Annotated in this window: 20 protein-coding genes; 4 read left to right on the top strand and 16 right to left on the bottom strand. The window is 58.8% G+C overall.

Going from position 1 to position 17,066, the window contains the following annotated elements:
• Positions 1 to 121 precede the first annotated feature (121 nt).
• The 10 genes from VGL70_03935 to VGL70_03890 all read right to left on the bottom strand — a co-directional run bounded on the left by VGL70_03935 (position 122) and on the right by VGL70_03890 (position 9,941).
• Positions 122 to 943, bottom strand: coding sequence for an extradiol ring-cleavage dioxygenase (locus tag VGL70_03935; protein HEY3302670.1), 822 nt, complete (start codon positions 941 to 943; stop codon positions 122 to 124).
• Complete coding sequence (locus VGL70_03930) at positions 940 to 1,209, bottom strand: hypothetical protein (GenBank protein HEY3302669.1); 270 nt, start codon at positions 1,207 to 1,209, stop codon at positions 940 to 942. Before VGL70_03930 ends, VGL70_03935 begins: the two co-directional genes overlap by 4 nt.
• Positions 1,210 to 1,223: 14 nt before the next feature.
• Complete coding sequence (locus VGL70_03925) at positions 1,224 to 2,198, bottom strand: ornithine cyclodeaminase family protein (protein ID HEY3302668.1); 975 nt, start codon at positions 2,196 to 2,198, stop codon at positions 1,224 to 1,226.
• A 307-nt stretch (positions 2,199 to 2,505) separates the two neighbouring features.
• Positions 2,506 to 3,519 carry a dihydrodipicolinate synthase family protein gene (locus VGL70_03920; GenBank protein HEY3302667.1) on the bottom strand — a complete coding sequence of 338 codons (1,014 nt, stop codon included), beginning with the start codon at positions 3,517 to 3,519 and terminating at the stop codon, positions 2,506 to 2,508.
• An 11-nt stretch (positions 3,520 to 3,530) separates the two neighbouring features.
• Positions 3,531 to 4,562 carry a tripartite tricarboxylate transporter substrate-binding protein gene (locus tag VGL70_03915; GenBank protein HEY3302666.1) on the bottom strand — a complete coding sequence of 344 codons (1,032 nt, stop codon included), beginning with the start codon at positions 4,560 to 4,562 and terminating at the stop codon, positions 3,531 to 3,533.
• Positions 4,563 to 4,576: 14 nt separating this feature from the next.
• Positions 4,577 to 5,557: an ABC transporter substrate-binding protein gene (locus tag VGL70_03910; protein HEY3302665.1), complete on the bottom strand. Its 981-nt coding sequence runs from the start codon at positions 5,555 to 5,557 to the stop codon at positions 4,577 to 4,579.
• Between the two features lie 35 nt (positions 5,558 to 5,592).
• Positions 5,593 to 6,741, bottom strand: coding sequence for an aromatic ring-hydroxylating dioxygenase subunit alpha (locus VGL70_03905; GenBank protein HEY3302664.1), 1,149 nt, complete (start codon positions 6,739 to 6,741; stop codon positions 5,593 to 5,595).
• 612 nt (positions 6,742 to 7,353) lie between these two features.
• Positions 7,354 to 8,169: a 3-(cis-5,6-dihydroxycyclohexa-1,3-dien-1-yl)propanoate dehydrogenase gene (gene hcaB, locus VGL70_03900; protein ID HEY3302663.1), complete on the bottom strand. Its 816-nt coding sequence runs from the start codon at positions 8,167 to 8,169 to the stop codon at positions 7,354 to 7,356.
• Between the two features lie 51 nt (positions 8,170 to 8,220).
• The gene (locus VGL70_03895; protein HEY3302662.1) at positions 8,221 to 8,925 is read right to left on the bottom strand and encodes a class II aldolase/adducin family protein; all 705 of its coding nucleotides are present in this window, start codon (positions 8,923 to 8,925) and stop codon (positions 8,221 to 8,223) included.
• A gap of 44 nt (positions 8,926 to 8,969) precedes the next feature.
• The gene (locus VGL70_03890) at positions 8,970 to 9,941 is read right to left on the bottom strand and encodes an ABC transporter substrate-binding protein (protein HEY3302661.1); all 972 of its coding nucleotides are present in this window, start codon (positions 9,939 to 9,941) and stop codon (positions 8,970 to 8,972) included.
• Positions 9,942 to 10,181: 240 nt separating this feature from the next.
• Between VGL70_03890 and VGL70_03885 the strand changes: the two genes are divergently transcribed.
• Both VGL70_03885 and VGL70_03880 read left to right on the top strand, forming a co-directional pair.
• Positions 10,182 to 11,483, top strand: coding sequence for an aromatic ring-hydroxylating dioxygenase subunit alpha (locus VGL70_03885; GenBank protein ID HEY3302660.1), 1,302 nt, complete (start codon positions 10,182 to 10,184; stop codon positions 11,481 to 11,483).
• A 21-nt stretch (positions 11,484 to 11,504) separates the two neighbouring features.
• Positions 11,505 to 12,008: a 3-phenylpropionate/cinnamic acid dioxygenase subunit beta gene (locus VGL70_03880; GenBank protein HEY3302659.1), complete on the top strand. Its 504-nt coding sequence runs from the start codon at positions 11,505 to 11,507 to the stop codon at positions 12,006 to 12,008.
• A gap of 26 nt (positions 12,009 to 12,034) precedes the next feature.
• On the opposite strand, the gene VGL70_03875 is transcribed toward VGL70_03880, so the two are convergent.
• A complete protein-coding gene (locus VGL70_03875; GenBank protein ID HEY3302658.1) occupies positions 12,035 to 12,811 on the bottom strand; it encodes an SDR family NAD(P)-dependent oxidoreductase in 777 nt (258 codons plus the stop codon).
• A gap of 149 nt (positions 12,812 to 12,960) precedes the next feature.
• Here VGL70_03875 and VGL70_03870 point away from each other — a divergent pair, with 149 nt between their 5' ends.
• Positions 12,961 to 13,947, top strand: a complete 987-nt coding sequence (locus tag VGL70_03870) for a dihydrodipicolinate synthase family protein (protein ID HEY3302657.1) — start codon at positions 12,961 to 12,963, stop codon at positions 13,945 to 13,947.
• A 91-nt stretch (positions 13,948 to 14,038) separates the two neighbouring features.
• Here the strand turns inward: VGL70_03870 and VGL70_03865 are convergent, their stop codons facing one another.
• Complete coding sequence (locus VGL70_03865) at positions 14,039 to 14,404, bottom strand: retroviral-like aspartic protease family protein (protein ID HEY3302656.1); 366 nt, start codon at positions 14,402 to 14,404, stop codon at positions 14,039 to 14,041.
• A gap of 46 nt (positions 14,405 to 14,450) precedes the next feature.
• Entirely contained in the window at positions 14,451 to 15,407 is a 957-nt protein-coding gene (locus tag VGL70_03860; GenBank protein ID HEY3302655.1) for a hypothetical protein, read from the bottom strand.
• A 54-nt stretch (positions 15,408 to 15,461) separates the two neighbouring features.
• Here VGL70_03860 and VGL70_03855 point away from each other — a divergent pair, with 54 nt between their 5' ends.
• Positions 15,462 to 15,857: a hypothetical protein gene (locus tag VGL70_03855; protein HEY3302654.1), complete on the top strand. Its 396-nt coding sequence runs from the start codon at positions 15,462 to 15,464 to the stop codon at positions 15,855 to 15,857.
• A gap of 200 nt (positions 15,858 to 16,057) precedes the next feature.
• Here the strand turns inward: VGL70_03855 and VGL70_03850 are convergent, their stop codons facing one another.
• The 3 genes from VGL70_03850 to VGL70_03840 all read right to left on the bottom strand — a co-directional run.
• Positions 16,058 to 16,402, bottom strand: a complete 345-nt coding sequence (locus VGL70_03850) for a type II toxin-antitoxin system PemK/MazF family toxin (GenBank protein ID HEY3302653.1) — start codon at positions 16,400 to 16,402, stop codon at positions 16,058 to 16,060.
• Positions 16,399 to 16,632 carry a ribbon-helix-helix protein, CopG family gene (locus tag VGL70_03845; GenBank protein ID HEY3302652.1) on the bottom strand — a complete coding sequence of 78 codons (234 nt, stop codon included), beginning with the start codon at positions 16,630 to 16,632 and terminating at the stop codon, positions 16,399 to 16,401. Before VGL70_03845 ends, VGL70_03850 begins: the two co-directional genes overlap by 4 nt.
• A gap of 190 nt (positions 16,633 to 16,822) precedes the next feature.
• Positions 16,823 to 17,066: VOC family protein (locus VGL70_03840; GenBank protein HEY3302651.1), on the bottom strand; the 244-nt coding region annotated here is incomplete at its 5' end.

Below are 17,066 nucleotides of genomic sequence, written 5' to 3'. Positions count from 1 at the left end.
CTACCCAAAAAGTCGGGTTCGTGCTTCGACGCGCTCAGCACGAACGGAAAATTTTCAATCCTTCGACCTCCGTTTACCCTGAGCCCGTCAAAGGGCGAACGGAGAGTTTTTTAGCTGGCGTCTAGGCGACGTTGAATTTCGCCAGGGCACAGCCGGTCGCCCAGGCCTTGACGGGTTCGTAAGCGAGCACCTCCGCTTTGACGCCCGCGAGAGCGCCCGCCAGCGCCACCCAGGTGCGGATCTCGTGCGCGCCCGGGCCTGCTTCCGCTTCAACCTCGGCGTCGTCGTAGCGGGTAAACTCCTCGGCGCCGCCTGTTTCAATCATGCGGAGAAATTCCCGGTCGAACTCGACGTTGATCTTTCCGGCCTCGAGCATCGCCGGCCAGTGAGAGAGTCCGCCGGTCGCGAGCAACGCCACGCGCTCCGGCCAGGCGCGCACTGTTTCACCGAGCGCGCGGCCCATCTTATGGCAGCGGCTAAGCGGCGGCATGGGATGGGCGAGGCAGTTCACGATCAGAGGGATCGCCGGCAACTTCATCTCGGGGGCGACGAAGTGGAGCGGCACCATGCTGCCGTGGTCGAGGATGAGCTCTTCGGAAAACGCCAGATCGATCTCTCGTCTCATGGCGTTAAGCAGCTTTCGCGCCAGAGCCGGATGGCCAGGGACGCGCGCCCGCGGAACCTTGAGCCAAGCGGGATCTTCGAGCGGGCCTTCGAACTCTTCGCCGACGCCGACGCAGAATGCCGGCATGTTGTTCAAGAAAAAGTTCGCCCAATGCTCGGGCGTGATCACGATGACAACGTCCGGACGGGCGGCCAAGAGCGCCTCTCTGAGTCTCCGGTATCCACGGAAAAATCTCTCGGACTGTTCCTGCGGGGCTTGCTCCGGCCAGCCCGTGATTCCCGGCGCATGGCCGGCGGCCAGCGCGGCGACGATGCTCATGGCTTTTTCTCCCCGGCGGCGGCCGAAATCGCCTTCATATATTCAGGCATGCTCATTCCTTTCAAGCCGGAAAAGGGGCGCAGCAGGAGCGGATGCGCTCCCATGCGGTAGAGGGCGGCGAGGTCGAAGGACTTGATTGCGCTCAACTCGTCCGCGGTGAGCCTGTAGTCCGCGAGCGTCTCGTCGGGATCGGCCTGAAAGCGCAGCTTGACTCTGGGATCGACGAGGATGTGGAAAAAAAGTTTTTGAACGCAGTAGAGACTCATCGAATGCCCTCGTGCTACCCAGTGACCTTCACGTGCGGGAACGCGCCGAGATCGCGGCCCATGCCTTTCGCCACCGCGGCTTCATAAATTGTTTTTGCCAGGGTGAGGTCTTGCAGCGCGGTGCCGACGGATTTAAACAGTGTGACGGCGCGCGCGCCGGCGCGGCCGGATACCTTCTCGGTCACGACTTCCGTAAGCTCGTGAAAGCCGGCGCCGTCGAGGCCGTCCGTCTTCGCCGCGAGGCCGTCGCCGCACTCCATCGTCTCATGGCGATAGTCCACCACCACTAGATCGCTTTTGCGAAAAGTTGCGGGGTCGATCTCGCGCTGTTCGGGCCGTACCGAGCCGATCGCGTTCACGTGCATGCCCGGCTCCAGCCAATCGCCGAAAAATACCGGCGTCGTGGCCTTGACCGCGAGGACGACAAGGTCGGTCTCACGAACCGCGTCGCGCGCCGACTCCACGGCACTGACGTCGACGCCGAGCTCTTGCGACATTTCCACTGCGAACTTCGTCTTATGCTCGCCGTTCGGACTGAACACCTTGGCGGCGCGGATCTGCCGCACGGCGGCCATCGCCCCGAGCTGGGCCCTCGCCTCGGCGCCGGAGCCGATCACGCCGACCGTAGCGGCGTCGGAGCGCGCCATCCATTTCGTCGCCACCGCGCTCACCGCTCCGGTCCGCTGCGTGGTGAGCGGCTCGGCGTCCATGATCGCCAAAAGCTCGCCGTCGCGAATGCGATAAAGAAAAACCACGTAGCGCACGCCCACGCCGGGCGAGAGGTTCATCGCCTTGAACCCCATCACCCCCATCCCGCTCAACATGGCGGGCATCATGCGCAGCCATCCCTTGGGCGCCGGCGCGGTCAAACGAGGCGGAAGAGAAAATTCGCCACGGGCTTGAACGCGAAATCCCTCTTCTGCCGCGGCGACGGCCTCGCCCATCGTGACCGCGCCGCCGACCTCTTCGTGATTCAATAAGATGGCCATGAGCTTAGCCCGGATTCTTCCGAAAGGTATCTGCTCTACGCCCGGATTCCCTCACCCTTGCCCTCTCCCAGAGGGAGAGGGATGGGTGAGGGTGCTTTCATGCGCAAGGATGAAGCAGACATTCGCCGGTTCCCTTGGTGCTCTCTGCGTCTTTGCGCGGGATGCCCCTTCCCTCTCCCACCTTGCGGGAGAGGGAAGGGGTGAGGGTCGCGCCAGCGAAGACTCAGCCTAAGGCTGATCAGCCACCTTCCTGGCTGAGCCAAGGCCGCAAAGAAAATTTTACTTCTTCGATCATGAATAATAAAGCCTACGCCGGGTTGCGGCCGGCGTAAAACTCGGCGGGTCCCTCTTGCGTGGGCTCGAGTCCCGATCGAGTCAGAGCGTCTCGCACGCGGCGCATCTGACCGTCGTTGAGCTTCATGGCCGGCTGGCGCAGCGGCCCGCCGTTGTAACCGTTGAGCCACGCCTGGTACTTCCATAGATAGCGATGGATGAAATTCGCGCCGCTGAATGTGGCCTGCTCGGCGAGGCGAGCGTTGCGAGCCGGTTGGATCTGCCAATAAATCTTCATCGCGCGCTCGTATTGACCTTCGCGGAGTAGCTTGAAATAGTTCGGCACGGCGCCGCCGAAATATTCGTAGTTGCTCGTTCCCATCCACTGCTGCCCGAACAGCTCGACGGTCAGCGGGGAGTGGGCCTCCAGCGGATCGGAGAAAAGAACCCGCTTGCCCTTAATCATTTTCCAGAATTCGTAGTCCCCGGCAATCCCGGGTCGCCCTACTTCGTATTTGATGGCGACCACGTTCGGCAGATCCGCGGCCTTTGTCAGGACTTGAGGCGGATAGCCGCTCGGGTGCAGGCGCTCGAAATTCCAATGATGCGCGGCGAAAAGTATCACGGCAAGGTCCGTGCGCTCGCAGACGTACGCCAAATAGTCGTAAAGCCGGTCGGCGTCTTTCGGATAAAACGAGTTCGGATGGCCGAGCAGAAGAGCATCGACGCCGATCTGGGCGCCTTCCTGGGCCATTTTGACGATCTCGTCAGCGGTGTCGAATGTCCCATGAAGGACGAGGCGGTGGCGCCCCTTGGCCTCGTCCACGGCAATTTCCATGAACTGTCGCATCTCGGCCATCGTTGTTCCCGCCTCGGATACGAGCAGCGCGCCCCAAAAACCGAGCTCCATATTCCGCCGGACGTCGTGGCGAATACCCTTTTCATTGAGCTTCTTGAGATCGGCCGTATAGCTCGGAATGATGACGTCGCACACGCCGTGAAAATTCTCCAGCGCCCAGTCTTTAGCAGTAGCTTTGGTGTATTCCATTGGAAACCCTCCTACTTGAGAATTTCCTTCAGTTTCGCTAACTGCGCAGGGCTCAGCTTGAAGAGCTCGGCGATGGTTTTTTCCACCGCGTCGCCGCTCTCAGGATCAAGGTCGAGCTTGGATTTCTTGGCTTCGGCGAGAAATTCAGGGTCTTTCATCGTATCCATGAAGGCCTTGCGCAGTGTCTGCACTCGCTCTTTGGGCGTCCCCGGCGGTAAAGCATAGAGGCGGCTCGTGGCGCCCGTATCCTGGATGCCCACCTTGATCAATTGACGCGCCTCTTCGGTCTTAGCGAAGTTGATCGCCTGAGGAACTTTGGATAGTTCGGGGTGGGGTCGCGGCATAATCTGCAGTACGACCACCGCGTCACCCGATTCTATCCCTTTGGCCCATGTCGTCTTGATCGACTCCCAGTTCCAACAGCCCCCGGCCACCTCCCCGGCCTCGGCGGCCAGGCGAATGTCGGCGGTGCCTTTATAGCCGGTGACAAGTTGGATAGGAAGAGCAAGCGTCTCCTTGAGGATCTTGGCGATGTCATCGGTGGCACTGGCGGAGACTCCGCCCAATTTGACCGGCGTCTTAGCGGCCATCCATTTCTCCATACTCGTGATACCGCTCGCCTTGGTCAGGGCGCAAACCCAACTGTCCTTTACCGGCACTCCGATGTACTCGAACTTCAAGGTATCGAACTCAATCCCAGGCCGACCTAGCATCTGGCCCAGCAGCACGAGAAGGCCGCCCTGGAAGTTGCCCATGGTAAGCCCGTCAGGCTTAGCCGCTTTATAAAGGTGATTGGCTGCGATCACGCCTCCGGCCCCCGGCATGTTCTCGACAATAATAGTGGGGTTGCCGGGGATGTGCCTGCCCATATGCCGGGCGATGGTGCGAGCGTAGAGATCGAAGCCGCCGCCGGCCGCGAAGCCCACGACGATCCGAGCCGTCTTATCCTTATAAAAATCGTGTGTAGATGCGTGCGCGAAATTTGTGATAGGAAGGAGGGCCGTCATGGCCCCCAATAAAAGGTAGCGAGTTTTTTTACTCATGACAGGTCAACCTCCTATTGCGGCTTCCAGCCTTTCAACCGCTCGTTGGCTTTTCGAGCAAAGCTCAGGTCGAATGGACGTTCCGGCGGCGGGAGTTCCTTGAGGCCGAGCGCGCTCGCCTGAATCTGCGCTTCGCTTTTCATGAAATCTTCGCCGCGCATTCCTTCGGGGTCGAACGTTCGGATCGTCGTGTCATAGACGTCCCTGACCATTTCCGTATCCATCTTCATGTATTTGACCAGGATCGGAATGGCGCCGTCGCGGTTGGCCACGAAGTACTTGAGTCCTTTCACCGCGCCGGTCACGAACTTCAAAACCGTTTCCGGTCTCGTCTGAATCATTTTAACCGTCGTCACTACGCCGCCGCTCAGGCCATAGACCTCCTCGCTGACGAAGAAAATCTCTTTCAGTCCTTCTTTTCTCGCTCTCACGCTCCAGGGCGCGTTGAGGACGGCTACGTCCGCGACGCCGCTCTTGACGGCCATAAAGCGGGTGCTGTCGGTGCCGGCGGCGATCACCACCATCTCCTTGTCCACGTCCACGCCTACTTTTCTGAGCGCCAGCCTGGAGAGAGTGTGGGGCAGGGAACCCAGGGTCGAAACCGCCAGCTTCTTGCCCTTCAATTGCGCGGGACTCATGCTCTCGCGCGCAAAGATCCAGAACCCCGGCTTGAAACTGTGGATCAAGAGCACCTTGAGCGGGATGTTGCGGGCGATCGCCGTCGATGCCGAGCCGCCGGCGGCGCTGAAGTCGAAATCGCCGGCGATCAGTCCGTTGATGCCGACACCGGGCGTCGCCAGAATAAAAAGCGGCTCGACGCCTTCCTCGCGAAAATAGCCCTTGTCTTGAGCCACAAAGAGGGGGACGACACTGATGTCGAAGGAAGGATTGTGAACCTTCACCTGTTCGGCCACGAGGTCACGGCTGCAAATAAATCCGGCGACCAAAATAAACAGAAGCGCGAATTTTTTGCGAGCGGCGATAGTTCGTGTCATATTTTTTGTTTTGGCCCTGCTGCAAATTACCGAGGCTACGCGGCGGCCGATGGCGACGCCGCCGGCCAGACCAGCGATTGCCGGCTGAGCGCAGCCCGTTTTTCCCCTCGCCCGGCCAGAAACGCCGCCTTGATGCGCTGGCGGACTTCGTACATGCTCTTGTCCGGCTCGAACAGGTGCTCGTGCTTGCGCGCGGTCGCGAGGTCGCCTTGGGCGACGGCGATCAGCGCGTCCTCGCGCGAGATGCCTTCCAGGCGCGGCCTGACCACGTCATGGTAAAGTCTTTCCCAGCGCGCCCGCGCGTCGGCGCCGGCGACGCGCTGAACCACGAGGCGCTGCACGATGGTTCGATTCGCATCGACCGGAAACTGCCACAGGCGCGCGACGTAGGGCTCGGCGGCAGGCACCGGGCGGATGACGTTGGTGGTGATGCACGGCAGAATGAAACGGTCACCCTTCACATCCAGCAGGTGGCCATGATGGATCGGCTTCCCCGCCCGATCGACGGCGATGCCGCGCACCCCGTAGGAGGTCTCGACAATCTTGACGCGCCGCTCGCCCAGGCTGGCCGAGGCCGGTCGCGCCTTTCCTCCCGACCAGGGCTTGTCCTCCACGGCCTGAGTCTCGGAATGCAAGGTCACCGCATGGAAGCCGTCTCCGCCGTCGACGGTCAAAAGCCAGTTGGCGTCCCAAATCTCGGTCGGCATCCTGAACCACTGATACTGTTTTTCATCGAGCAGCTCGGCGGGTATTTCTTCTTCGAGCGCAGGGGGTGGGAAGCGCAGGGCGTCGCCTATATAGGCCCAAATATAGCCGCCCAGCTCGCGGGCGGGATACGAGCGCGCGGAGACCTCTTTTCGGCTCGGGCTCTCCTCCGGCTCCCAGGGAATCAACGTGCATTGCCCGCTCGTATCGAAGCGCAGGCCGTGAAACGCGCACTGAAGCTCGCCGTCGAGGATGCGGCCCGCGGACAGTTTGGCGGCACGGTGCGGGCATCGATCCACAAACACTCCGGGGCGGCCGTCCGAGTCGCGCCAGACGACCAGGTTCTCGTCCAGGCACTTCATTCCTACCGGTGTTCCTTGTTTTACGTCCTCGGAAAGCGAAAGTGGATACCAATAGTTTCTGAGCCCGGTCTCGACTCCTGCGGGAACGTCCGGAGCTATTTCAACTACGTCGCTCATGGATCGCGCTCCTTTGACGGCTGCCTTAACACCAGCGCCGAGTTAAGGCAAGCCGAAGGAAAATCGCTGACTGAAGAGACAAAAATCTATCACCACGAAGAGCCTGGTGCGGCGGAGCCGCAACCAAAAGTCGAAATATCTCGTGCAAAGACGCAAAGGGCGCCAAGGTTCCTCAAATCCCCTTCTTTCCCCCTTTGTCAAAGGGGGATTGAAGGGGGATTGAAGGGGGATTGAAGGGGGATTTCGCGATTTCTTTCCGTTCTTGGCGTCTTGGCGCGAGCAAATCTCCGCCCTTAACAGCTACGGGCGACCGGTAAATTTGCGCAGACTGCAAAAACTTTCAGGCGTAGTATTACGAAGGTCAGGAAGTTTTTAAGTCGTCACGGCAAGACGCCAGCGAAACAAAATCCGAAATCCGAATATCGAAATCCGAAACAAACCGATCCGCAATACCAAAATTCAAAATCCGAAACCCGCCCGTTTGGAATTTTCTGCTTTTTCGAACATTTAAATTTGTTTCGAATTTCGGATTTCAAGTTTCGAGTTTTTTCTGTCCCATCTGATTCCTTGGCGTCCTTTGCGCCTTCGCGCGAGTTCCATCAATGATTCGGGCTAACTCTTTGGCTCCCGGGGCTGGGAAAAACCTCGAACCCCCAAGCCCCCGTCGCTATGGATGATCTCGCCCGTCATCGCCTTGCCCAGCGCAGAGGCCAGCAGGACATAGGCGGCCGCATGATCTTCCGGGCGCATGGCGATGCGCAGAGGATTTCGGGAGCGGATCAGCGCTTCTTTGGAATCCACATCCGGCGGAGCCGCGACGTGGGGCTTTAGCGTGGTGACGATTGCGAGATCGGTGATCGTGCCGCCTGGAGCGACGCCGTTCACGCGAATCGAGGGGGCAAGCTCGTACGCAAGCTGCCGGATAAGACCCACGACGGCGTGTTTACTGGCGGTGTAAAGCGGACCGCCCCCGTTGGGATAAGCTCCCGCGGCGGATGCCGTGAAGATCATGTTTCCCGAGGTCTTCAATAATTCCGGCAGCGCCGCCTTCGCCCCGAGCAGATAGCCTTTCACGTTCACGTGGAAAATTTCGTCGAATGCCGGACCGATCGTCTCTTCCGGTAGACGCTGAAGGGTTGCAAACCCATCGAAGACTCCGGCGTTCCCCACGAAGACGTCCAGCCTACCGAACGAATTCGCAGCCGCTTGGACGGCCCGGCGATTGCCAGCGAGCGTAGTGACGTCGCCTTCGACCGTCACTACGTTTTCATTGGCGAGATCTACGGACATCTGCTTGAGGCTCTCTCCATTTCTATCCAGGACGCATACCTTGGCGCCCTCTTCAAGGAAACGGCGGACCACGGCTCGCCCGATGCCTGAGGCGCCTCCGGTAACGACAGCGACTTTTCCTTCCAACGATTTTGACATGGGGGCTACCTCAGGTCGACGGCGTCGATAACATCGTTGTCGGCTTAACTCTCATTTTTCTTTTATTGGAAGCTGCGCACGAAAGTAGCTCCAGGCCGCGCGATGAAATTCAGCGGAATGCCACGGCGATCCGCCGCTTAACGCGGGCAGCGGCTCCGGTGTTCCGAAGGCGGCGGCGATCCACTGCTGTCGGGCGGTTTCCTCCAAGGTGAGGGTATTGACGCACGCCTCCTCCAGGCTCCTTCCGACCGTGACGCTTCCATGACCGCGCAAGACCAGAGCATACGAGTTTCCCAACGCCGCGGCTACCTGAGCGCCGATCTCGGGATTCTCCACCTGGCCGTGATGAGGAAAGATCGACACGCGGGGAGCAAAAAGAGCGCTGCGGGCTGTGATGGGAAGAATTTCCTGCCCCGCTGCGCTTAAAGCTACAGCGATAGGTGGATGGGCATGAACCACCGCTCTGATGTCAGGACGCGAGCGGTAGACCTCGGTGTGAATGAATTTCTCGCCCGGAGGCTGCAACTCTCCTTCGACCAGCTCGCCTTCCATGTCGATCACCACGATGTCTCCGGCGCCCACATTGTCCAGGGTTCCGCCGCGGTCGTGCACCTCCCCGGCTACAATGCAGATGAGGTCTTCCTTCGGGACACGTTCGCTTACGTGTCCTAAGGCCAGAGGAAAGACCCCTTGATGAGCCAAAATACGCGCACCGAGGGCCACTCTTTCCCGTATCTCGGTAAATCTTCTCGCCATGCGAAAGCTCTTCTTGCGCTCTTCAGAAATCGGCTGAGGCGATTTTATGGCCGCCAGTTTTTGAGGCTTTGGCTGGCTTTGCGGGCAAAGCTCATATCGAAAGCCCGATCGAACGGCGGCGCCTCCTTGAGATCGAGAACGCTCGCTTGAAGTTGAGCCTCGCTCTTCATGATTTCGTCGCCGATGGTCCCGTCCTGCGTAAACGTTTCGAGGGTTGCTTCATGAAGCTGCCTCGCCATGGCCGCATCGATCTTCATGTATTTCGCCATGATCGGAACGGATCCCTCCCGGTTCGCAAGAAAGTACTTGTGGCCTTTCAAGGCGGCGTTGATAAATTTCTGCACGGTTTGCGTTTTGGTTTGGATCATCTTCACGGTGGTCGCCACGCCGCCGCTCAAGGCATAGACTCCGGCGCCGACAAAAAGGACCTCGTGAAGACCCGCGCTCTTGGCCTTGAACTTGCCGGGCGCGTTGAGAACGGCTGTATCCACGGTGCCGCTGTGCAGGGCGGCGAACCTCATGTCGGTGGTCCCGGCGGCGACCATCACGACGTCCCGCTCCGGATCCAGTCCGAGCTTTCTGAGCGCCAACCTCGCCAACGCATGGGAAAGGCCGCCGAACGAGGAGATGGCTAATTTTTTGCCTTGTAGCTGCGCCGGTTTGAGATTTTCCCGCGCATAAATCCAGAACGCCGGCCTAAAGGTGTGGGCCAGGACGACTTTAAGCGGGATGTTGCGCGCGCTCGCCCGCGACGCCCCCGTAGCCGATGCGCTGAAGTCGAACTCTCCGGCAATCAACGCTTGTACGCCGATGTTGTCCGCTGCGAGAACGAAGAGAGGATCCAGACCCTCGTCGGCAAAAAAGCCGCGGTCCTTAGCCACATACAGAGGGATGACGCTGATGTCGAAGGAAGGGCTGTGGACTTTGACCGCTTCCCGCTCGGCGCTGAAGGAATGCGTCGCGGTGAAAAAGATCACGCAGAGCCAGAGCGAAACGATGATCCTTCTTGATCTCATAAGCGCCCCTAATTTTTTCCAAAACAGTTGAGGCTAGGCTGTTGGGCGTTGACGCTTTGATCCCGAATGACTCATATTAAGGACCAGGCTACGCTGTCAAGAGCGTATGGCGCCGGTCAGTGAGTCATTCGTCACTTTTTCGCGTCGTTTCATAGAGGCCCGGACGATGTCTGTCTGCTTGACGCTTTCACAACCCTAAACTAGACTAGCGGACATCAGATTCCTGATAGCGGAGCATCCATGTCGCTTCGGACTCAAGCTCAAGACATAACATCGAACCTCGTACTCAAGGAAAAGGTGCGTCCCCAAGAAGGCGAAATCCCCACCTTTATTTTTTCCAGCCCCGAGATTTACGAGCTTGAAATGGAACGGCTCTTCCCGCGCTGCTGGCTGCTGGTCGCGCATGCATCGGAGATCCCGGAGCCTGGGGACTACGTGACCCGCTCGCTCGGGCAGCTCCCGGTCATCGTGGTTCGCGGGGGCGACGGAAAGATCCGGATCCTGCTGAACGTCTGTCGCCACCGCGGGATGCGGGTATGCCGCGCGGATTTAGGCAATAGCGACCACTTTGAGTGCCCCTATCACGGGTACACTTATAAGAGCACCGGCGAGTTGATCGGCGTGCCTTTCCAGAAGGATTCCTACGGGGAGTTGGATAAATCGAGGTTCGGGTTGATCGAGATGCGCGTTGACACGTACCAAGGACTCGTTTTTGGCGCCGTGCCTGACCACAAAGAATCTCTCGACCAATATCTCGGAAATATGAAATGGTACCTCGATCTTTTCCTGAAGCGGGCCGATATGGTCGTCGCGGGTCCTCCTCAAAGGTGGATGGTTCGGACCAATTGGAAAGTCCCCGCGGAAAATTTCGCCTCCGACGCCTATCACACGGCGCAGACGCACGCCTCCATTCCCGCCTTAGGTCTCACTCCGAGCTTGTCTTGGGCCAAGGCCGGCTATCACGTGAATGCGGGAAACGGCCATGGTCTCGGCATCGGCACCGGCGCGCCGGGCTCGCCCTCGATCTGGCCGGAAGAGCTGCTTCCCGTCTTTCAGAAAAATTTGCTCCCAGAGCAGTTGGCTATTCTGAAGGAGCTGAAAAACTGTCACGCCACGGTTTTCCCCAACCTGTCACTGCTGATCTCTTCGATCGTCTATGAGGAACGGCCGGTTTATATGACGACCATGCGGCTTTGGCAGCCCCGAGGGAGCGAAGCGATCGAAGTCATCTCGTGGTTGCTTGTGGAAAAGGAAACCTCCGACGAGTGGAAGAAGAAGATCCAGAAAACCTATATCTTAACCTTCGGCTCTTCCGGAATGCTGGAGCAGGACGACACGGAAAACTGGACCAAGGTTACCGAGAATAGCCGCCAGCTCGGCCGACTATTGGGCATGCCGCTCAGCTACGGGATGGGGTTGGCACGCAAGCCGATGGAAAACTTTCCCGGTCCCGGAGAGGTCTTTGAGGGAAAGTTTCACGAGGCCAACGCAAGGGCGTTTTACCAGCGTTGGTTGGACCTGCTCGTTTCCGACGGCGCCTGACCCCGCCGAGGGATCTGCTCGATGCAGAACCGGGTTGAGTTGGAGCGCGAAATCCAAAATTTCCTGTATCACGAGGCCGAGCTTCTCGATTCCCGGAAGTTCGAGCAGTGGTTAGAGCTCCTGACCGACGATATCGCCTATGAAATGCCGGTGCGCCTGACGCGCGAACGGGACCGCTCGGATGCCCCCTCCGGGATGGCGCACTTTTCCGAGGACCGTCGCACGCTGGAGCTTCGCGTCAATCGGCTCAAGACGGACTATGCCTGGGCGGAGAACCCGCCTTCCCGGACCAGGCGTTTCGTTTCCAATGTTCGTATCGAACAAACATCCGAATCGAACGAGGTGATCGTCCGCAGTTATCTGTTGCTCTACCGCAGCCGCGGGTCATCGACCCAAACCGAGCTGATCTCGGCAGAACGAATTGATTTTCTCCGCAACGTGGAAGGACAATGGAAACTGGCGAAGAGAACGATCACCGTAGACCAGGCTGTGTTGGACATGCAGAACCTGGCGATCTTCTTTTGAGCAGGGTAGTCCCTTCTTTAATACCATCAAATGGCCGATAGGCCGCCGTCCACCATAAGCGTTGCACCGGTTATAAAAGAAGCCTCATCGGACGCCAGCCAGAGTATCGGATAGGCGATCTCCTCCGGCTGCGCCCAGCGGTCGAGAAGCGAAGGGGCGGCCCCTTTTTGTTTTAACTCCTCTTCGGACATGCCGCGCGTTTTGGCTCTCCCCAAGGTAAAAGGAGTCAGCGTAGAACCGGGACACACCGCGTTGACGCGAATGCCGTATCGGGCTTCTTCGACCGCGAGCGCGCGTGTCAACGCCAGGATGGCCGCCTTGGTGGCATCGTACTGGCCCATCCCCGCCCGTCCCACAACGCCGTAAACCGAAGCGACGTTGACGATGCTGGCGCGGCCGGCTTTACGCAGCGCGGGGAGAGCCGCTTTGCAACAGTTGGCGCAGCCCATCAAGTTCGTTCCGATAATCCGTTTCCACGACTGTTCTGACGCCTCTGCCAAAGGATAAAATTCCCGCGCGGCGGCGTTATTCACCAGCACGTGCAGTTGGCCGAACTCGGCCAGTGTTTCGGCTAGCGTCCTGGCGGTGTCCTCAGCGACGGACACATCGGCGACAATCGCTTTGACACGGGCTCCCGGAATTTGTAGGTGGATTTCGGCGGCGGTTTGATCGAGTTTGTCGCGATCCATATCGACGAGCGCAACCGCTGCTCCCTCGCGGCAGAAAAGCCGCGCCGTCGCCGAGCCGATGCCGCCGGCGGCTCCTGTGATCAGCGCAATTTTCGAATCGAGTCGCCCCGCCATCACTGCAACGTTTAATTCAAGAGCAGAGGGAAAATCAATACGCTCGACAAATTATCTTCGGCGGCCGAGGCCCTGGATCATGATCGTAGAACATGGACATTCACCGAGGCTTGGGGTAAGGAGGCTTAACAAAACAGAAAGGGGAGGGCATGCTCACCAAGGACGATATCCGAGGCGTAGCCGTGATGGTGCCGACGCCGACCAAGGAAGACGCCGAGGGTTGGGATGTCGCGGACTCCGTGGATCTCGATGAGACGGCTCGAATGGTCGAGAAGTACATCCGAGCCGGGATCGGCGTGATCGCCGCGTGCGGCACGACCGGAGAATGCGCCGCCTTGCTCTGGGAGGAGAAGCGGGCGTTCATCGAGACCATCGCGCAAGTCGCGCGCAAGCGCGTCCCAGTCTTCGCCGGGGCGACGGCGCTGGGGACCAAAGAGGTGGTCCGGCAAATGCGCGGCCTAAAAGCCGCCGGCGCCGACGGCGCCTTCGTGGGGTTGCCGCTGTGGCAGACGCCGACGAATGAAAACGCGGTGCAGTTCTTCGCCGATCTGGGCGAGGCGTTGCCCGACATGCCGATCATGATCTACGCCAACGCGAGATTCTTCAAGTCGATGTTTCCGACGAGTTTCTGGGCCGGCGTCGTCAAAAAAGCGCCGACGGTCGTTCTGACCAAGATGTCATACAGCCACGCCAATCTGCTCGAAGATCTGAGAGTCGCCGGCGACCGGGTCAACTTCATGCCCGGAGAGACTGCGATCTACGCCGCCTACCGGATGGCGCGGCCGCGGATCAAGGCGATCTGGTCGTCGGGAATGGCCTGCATGGGGCCGGAGCCCGTAGTGGCGCTCGCCGACGCGATCCTCAAAGACGATGAGAAAAGGACGGAAGAGATCTGGCGCGACATCCGCTCCGTGCCTCCCGTCGCGCCGGCGGACGAGTATGCGGCGGGCTTCGCGCAGTACAACGCGCAGATCAATAAATACCTGACCAACGTGGCGGGCTACGTTAAAGGTGGCCCGTGCCGCGCGCCCTACCGCATCAGCGACCTGCCGGAAAGCTGGAAGAAAGGGGCGGAACTCCGCGCCAAAGCATGGAGCGAGCTGAGAAAAAAATACGCGGCGCCGAGGGGATTGTAGCGACAGCCTGCTAGCTCCTGGGCCTTTTTAATAAGAATTCGGCCTAGCTCTTTTTTGAGATTTTTGGATCTGGAGAAGGGCTTCGTTTAGATCAGCGATAGCCGCCGAGGCGGATGGCGTAAGGCCGCGAAGGAGAAAGCCGCTTCTTACCCGGATCGACGGTGAGACCCAGCGCTTCCAAAGCCTCGACGCCGAGAATCGGCTCATCGACCTTACCAACAAGGACCGTGGTCGGCGCCTCGCGACCGTCGATCTTGACAATCGCTAGATCGGCTCCTAATCGAAGGCGTCTGCCGTCCGCAAGACGTACGCTCACGGACCTTCGCGGCCGCTTGATTCCCAACGCGCGCGCCAACCGCGGCGGTATGACCGAGTAGGTCGCGCCCGTGTCTACCAACATACGGACGGTCGCTGTCTTCTCTCCGCGGAGTCGCACTTTTTGGTAGATATGTCCCATGAGAATCTCTGAAGCCACGCTAGCAGAACAGCGGAGAGGCTGCAACTTACCGGCTCGCCACAAGAATGGCGTAAACCTTTTTCATTTCGCCGCGGGGAAAATCCTTGGAGAGGGCGCGCATCGCTGCGGCCTTGTCGGCATGGATGGAAATGCCGAGCTTGTCATACGCCGCCAAGGCCCGCTCCTTAAATTCAAATTCTCGTCTAACGTAGCCGATGCACTCTTCGATGTGCGGCCGGAAAGCTTTGATGTCCCTCGCTTCGTAGTCTTCGGCAAGCAGCGGTAGAAGCGCATCATAACTCAGATGGTCGCTGGTCTCGAGAAAATTCCAACAAGTGGCGATCACGGCCATTTTGTTGATGCCGAGGGCCCAATGGATCGCTTCTACAGACTCGGGCTTGCACTTCCATAAGCTGACGCGGCCCTCAGGCTCTTCGACATACCAGACGCTTCCCTCGATGCCGGCGAGCTTATCGTCTTCCGTAGGACGATTTCGCTTCTCCATCTGGGCGCGGATCTCGGCGTACTTCGCGACCGGGTCTTCACCGGCAACCATCTCGCCCAAGAGGGGCGCGCCCGGTACGTCCAGCAGATTAAGCTTGTGCAGCGGCACCACGCCTGCGTCGCGGCGAGTTCCAAACAAGGCGGCCACCGCCAGATCTTGCTCGTAGACGACCAGGTGGGTATTTCGGGCGCCGTAAATTTCAAAGCTCATGTGACAATCGTTGGCTTCGACGAGTTGGGGAATCTTTGGATACCGCCGCAACAGTTCCTGCCACATGTCGAGAAACGCTCCCCATCGGCTGTTGCGCAGAGTCGGCGCCAACCGCAGTTTGTAGGTTTGACGCCATTGGCCCCCAGGATCACGATAACGATAGGCGAACACGTTCGTGCCATCCAATTTTTCGTACAGATGAAGTCTTTTTATCGGAGGAAAATGAAAAGAGCCGTCTTTGCCAAACGGGTAATGTAATTTCGGCGTCGCGAGAACGAGCTGCGGCATTTCCGCCTCACTTACGTGGGTAATCGCCAACGCCCCATAGCGGTGATCCGGCTTTTGGGAGAGAAAACCGCGCAGTCGCAAATTGTTATTAAAGGGATCTTCGACATCGAAGGGCTGGAGCCACTTGGCATCGAGACCGATGAGCTGCGTGGCGACAGATACGGATTGGGCGTCTACGTCTGTGGTCATCGTACGTCCATTGAATCAAAAACCGCGGCTGTGATCTGCCCGGATCTGGCGATCGGCGCCATGGATTACGAGCGCCCTCGCCCATATCTAGAACTCTCCCGGACAGAACCTCTACTTGAGATCGAACCGCTTTCGGTCAAAGACTTTATCGGCCGTGACGATGCCCTCGAGGTCGTGGGTCAGAACGACGGCCGCGTGGATTGGATTCGCGTCAATCCGTTTCAATCCCTCTCCTCATGCTGTCTTCCAGTTCCTTTTTGATCTTTTTCCAAGACGGAAAAGTGATTGCGCATTGAGGCGAAAGAAGCCGCCTTAAGGCCTCCTTCTTCCCCTTTTGCGTGGGAGTCCGGTATTGCTTCTTTGATGGCTTCACAAATTGATCTCCTAGACTTCGTCGCCTCCACTATAATCTCACGCAGAGATCTTTCGTTCTTGGAAGCGAACCAGGTGGAAGGAGAACTTTAAACATCGAGACTTACGCGGACAGCCTCGTTGACCTGCTCTATGACCGGGTCGCTTATGTTTCCAAGACGTCTCTGAAGACGCCCCTTGTCGATGGTAAGAAGCTGAGCCAAATTGACCATGGACCGTTGCTTGAGCCCTCCTTCGCCGGCAGGCAAAACCACCGTCACAGGGAACTCCTTTATGGTGGACGTGATCGCGGCTACGATCGTGGTGGAGGCGTAAATATTTCCGGTATCGTTCTGGATTACCAGCGCAGGCCGAATACCTCTTTGCTCGCTGCCCCGGCCAGGATTGAAATTAACGAGCCACACTTCGCCTCTGCGCGGCGTTAATCCTTTCATTTCAGAATTTCCTTAAATGCGGGCAAAAGCCGCTCGGCTGTTTCCCGGTCCTCTTCCGCCATAGCCCGGTATCCTTCCGCGAGCTTGTCATGAACATGTTTCCGCCTCCACAAGCGCAAGGCCTCCTGGACCACGCGGCTCCGGGGTTTCTTGCTTTTCCGGCTCATCTCATCGAGCGTCTCCACCAAGTCCTGATCTAAGCTCACCGTAAGCTTAACTTTCTGCGCCATATTATCCCTCCGGATTGCCCTACCAAAAGTATGAAAAAACTTACCACATCTTGACGATCGGAACAACTAAAAGAAAAAAGGCCCGCGGGTCGTCTCCGACCCTCGGGCCTTTTGGAGTTAAATCCCCCGGCGGCGCGTCGGCGAGATCGAAATACGGCCCCCTCTTCAGTCAGGTGAAGCCTCTTGCTGGTCAGCCTTTCCAATCGTAGTTCAAGGCCGCGTAATCGATCTCGTAGCTCCCTCCTTGTTTGGCGCCGCGCACAAAAGTGGCCGCCGCCTGGAGCTTCGGGCAATAGATCTCGAACAGGTTGCCGGAAGGGTCGCGGAAGTAGGCCAGGCCCTTGACGCCGTCCCGGGTCCATGGCTCGGTCGTCTTGACGCCGTTTTTTCTAAGCCATTCGACCATCGGCAGGAAATCCTCCGCCTCGGCGAAG

This window comes from Candidatus Binatia bacterium (assembly GCA_036504975.1).
Lineage (GTDB): Bacteria > Desulfobacterota > Binatia > UBA9968 > UBA9968 > JAJPJQ01.
The sequence above is the reverse complement of the archived record's forward strand: the minus strand, read 5'-3'. Positions and strand labels throughout refer to the sequence as shown.

What these genes read in the sequence shown, in the direction of transcription:
- VGL70_03935 (HEY3302670.1), bottom strand. Translation starts at nt 943, where the DNA reads ATGAGCATCGTCGCCGCGCTGGCCGCCGGCCATGCGCCGGGAATCACG.
- VGL70_03930 (HEY3302669.1), bottom strand. Translation starts at nt 1,209, where the DNA reads ATGAGTCTCTACTGCGTTCAAAAACTTTTTTTCCACATCCTCGTCGAT.
- VGL70_03925 (HEY3302668.1), bottom strand. Translation starts at nt 2,198, where the DNA reads ATGGCCATCTTATTGAATCACGAAGAGGTCGGCGGCGCGGTCACGATG.
- VGL70_03920 (HEY3302667.1), bottom strand. Translation starts at nt 3,519, where the DNA reads ATGGAATACACCAAAGCTACTGCTAAAGACTGGGCGCTGGAGAATTTT.
- VGL70_03915 (HEY3302666.1), bottom strand. Translation starts at nt 4,562, where the DNA reads ATGAGTAAAAAAACTCGCTACCTTTTATTGGGGGCCATGACGGCCCTC.
- VGL70_03910 (HEY3302665.1), bottom strand. Translation starts at nt 5,557, where the DNA reads ATGACACGAACTATCGCCGCTCGCAAAAAATTCGCGCTTCTGTTTATT.
- VGL70_03905 (HEY3302664.1), bottom strand. Translation starts at nt 6,741, where the DNA reads ATGAGCGACGTAGTTGAAATAGCTCCGGACGTTCCCGCAGGAGTCGAG.
- hcaB (HEY3302663.1), bottom strand. Translation starts at nt 8,169, where the DNA reads ATGTCAAAATCGTTGGAAGGAAAAGTCGCTGTCGTTACCGGAGGCGCC.
- VGL70_03895 (HEY3302662.1), bottom strand. Translation starts at nt 8,925, where the DNA reads ATGGCGAGAAGATTTACCGAGATACGGGAAAGAGTGGCCCTCGGTGCG.
- VGL70_03890 (HEY3302661.1), bottom strand. Translation starts at nt 9,941, where the DNA reads ATGAGATCAAGAAGGATCATCGTTTCGCTCTGGCTCTGCGTGATCTTT.
- VGL70_03885 (HEY3302660.1), top strand. Translation starts at nt 10,182, where the DNA reads ATGTCGCTTCGGACTCAAGCTCAAGACATAACATCGAACCTCGTACTC.
- VGL70_03880 (HEY3302659.1), top strand. Translation starts at nt 11,505, where the DNA reads ATGCAGAACCGGGTTGAGTTGGAGCGCGAAATCCAAAATTTCCTGTAT.
- VGL70_03875 (HEY3302658.1), bottom strand. Translation starts at nt 12,811, where the DNA reads ATGGCGGGGCGACTCGATTCGAAAATTGCGCTGATCACAGGAGCCGCC.
- VGL70_03870 (HEY3302657.1), top strand. Translation starts at nt 12,961, where the DNA reads ATGCTCACCAAGGACGATATCCGAGGCGTAGCCGTGATGGTGCCGACG.
- VGL70_03865 (HEY3302656.1), bottom strand. Translation starts at nt 14,404, where the DNA reads ATGGGACATATCTACCAAAAAGTGCGACTCCGCGGAGAGAAGACAGCG.
- VGL70_03860 (HEY3302655.1), bottom strand. Translation starts at nt 15,407, where the DNA reads ATGCCGCAGCTCGTTCTCGCGACGCCGAAATTACATTACCCGTTTGGC.
- VGL70_03850 (HEY3302653.1), bottom strand. Translation starts at nt 16,402, where the DNA reads ATGAAAGGATTAACGCCGCGCAGAGGCGAAGTGTGGCTCGTTAATTTC.
- VGL70_03845 (HEY3302652.1), bottom strand. Translation starts at nt 16,632, where the DNA reads ATGGCGCAGAAAGTTAAGCTTACGGTGAGCTTAGATCAGGACTTGGTG.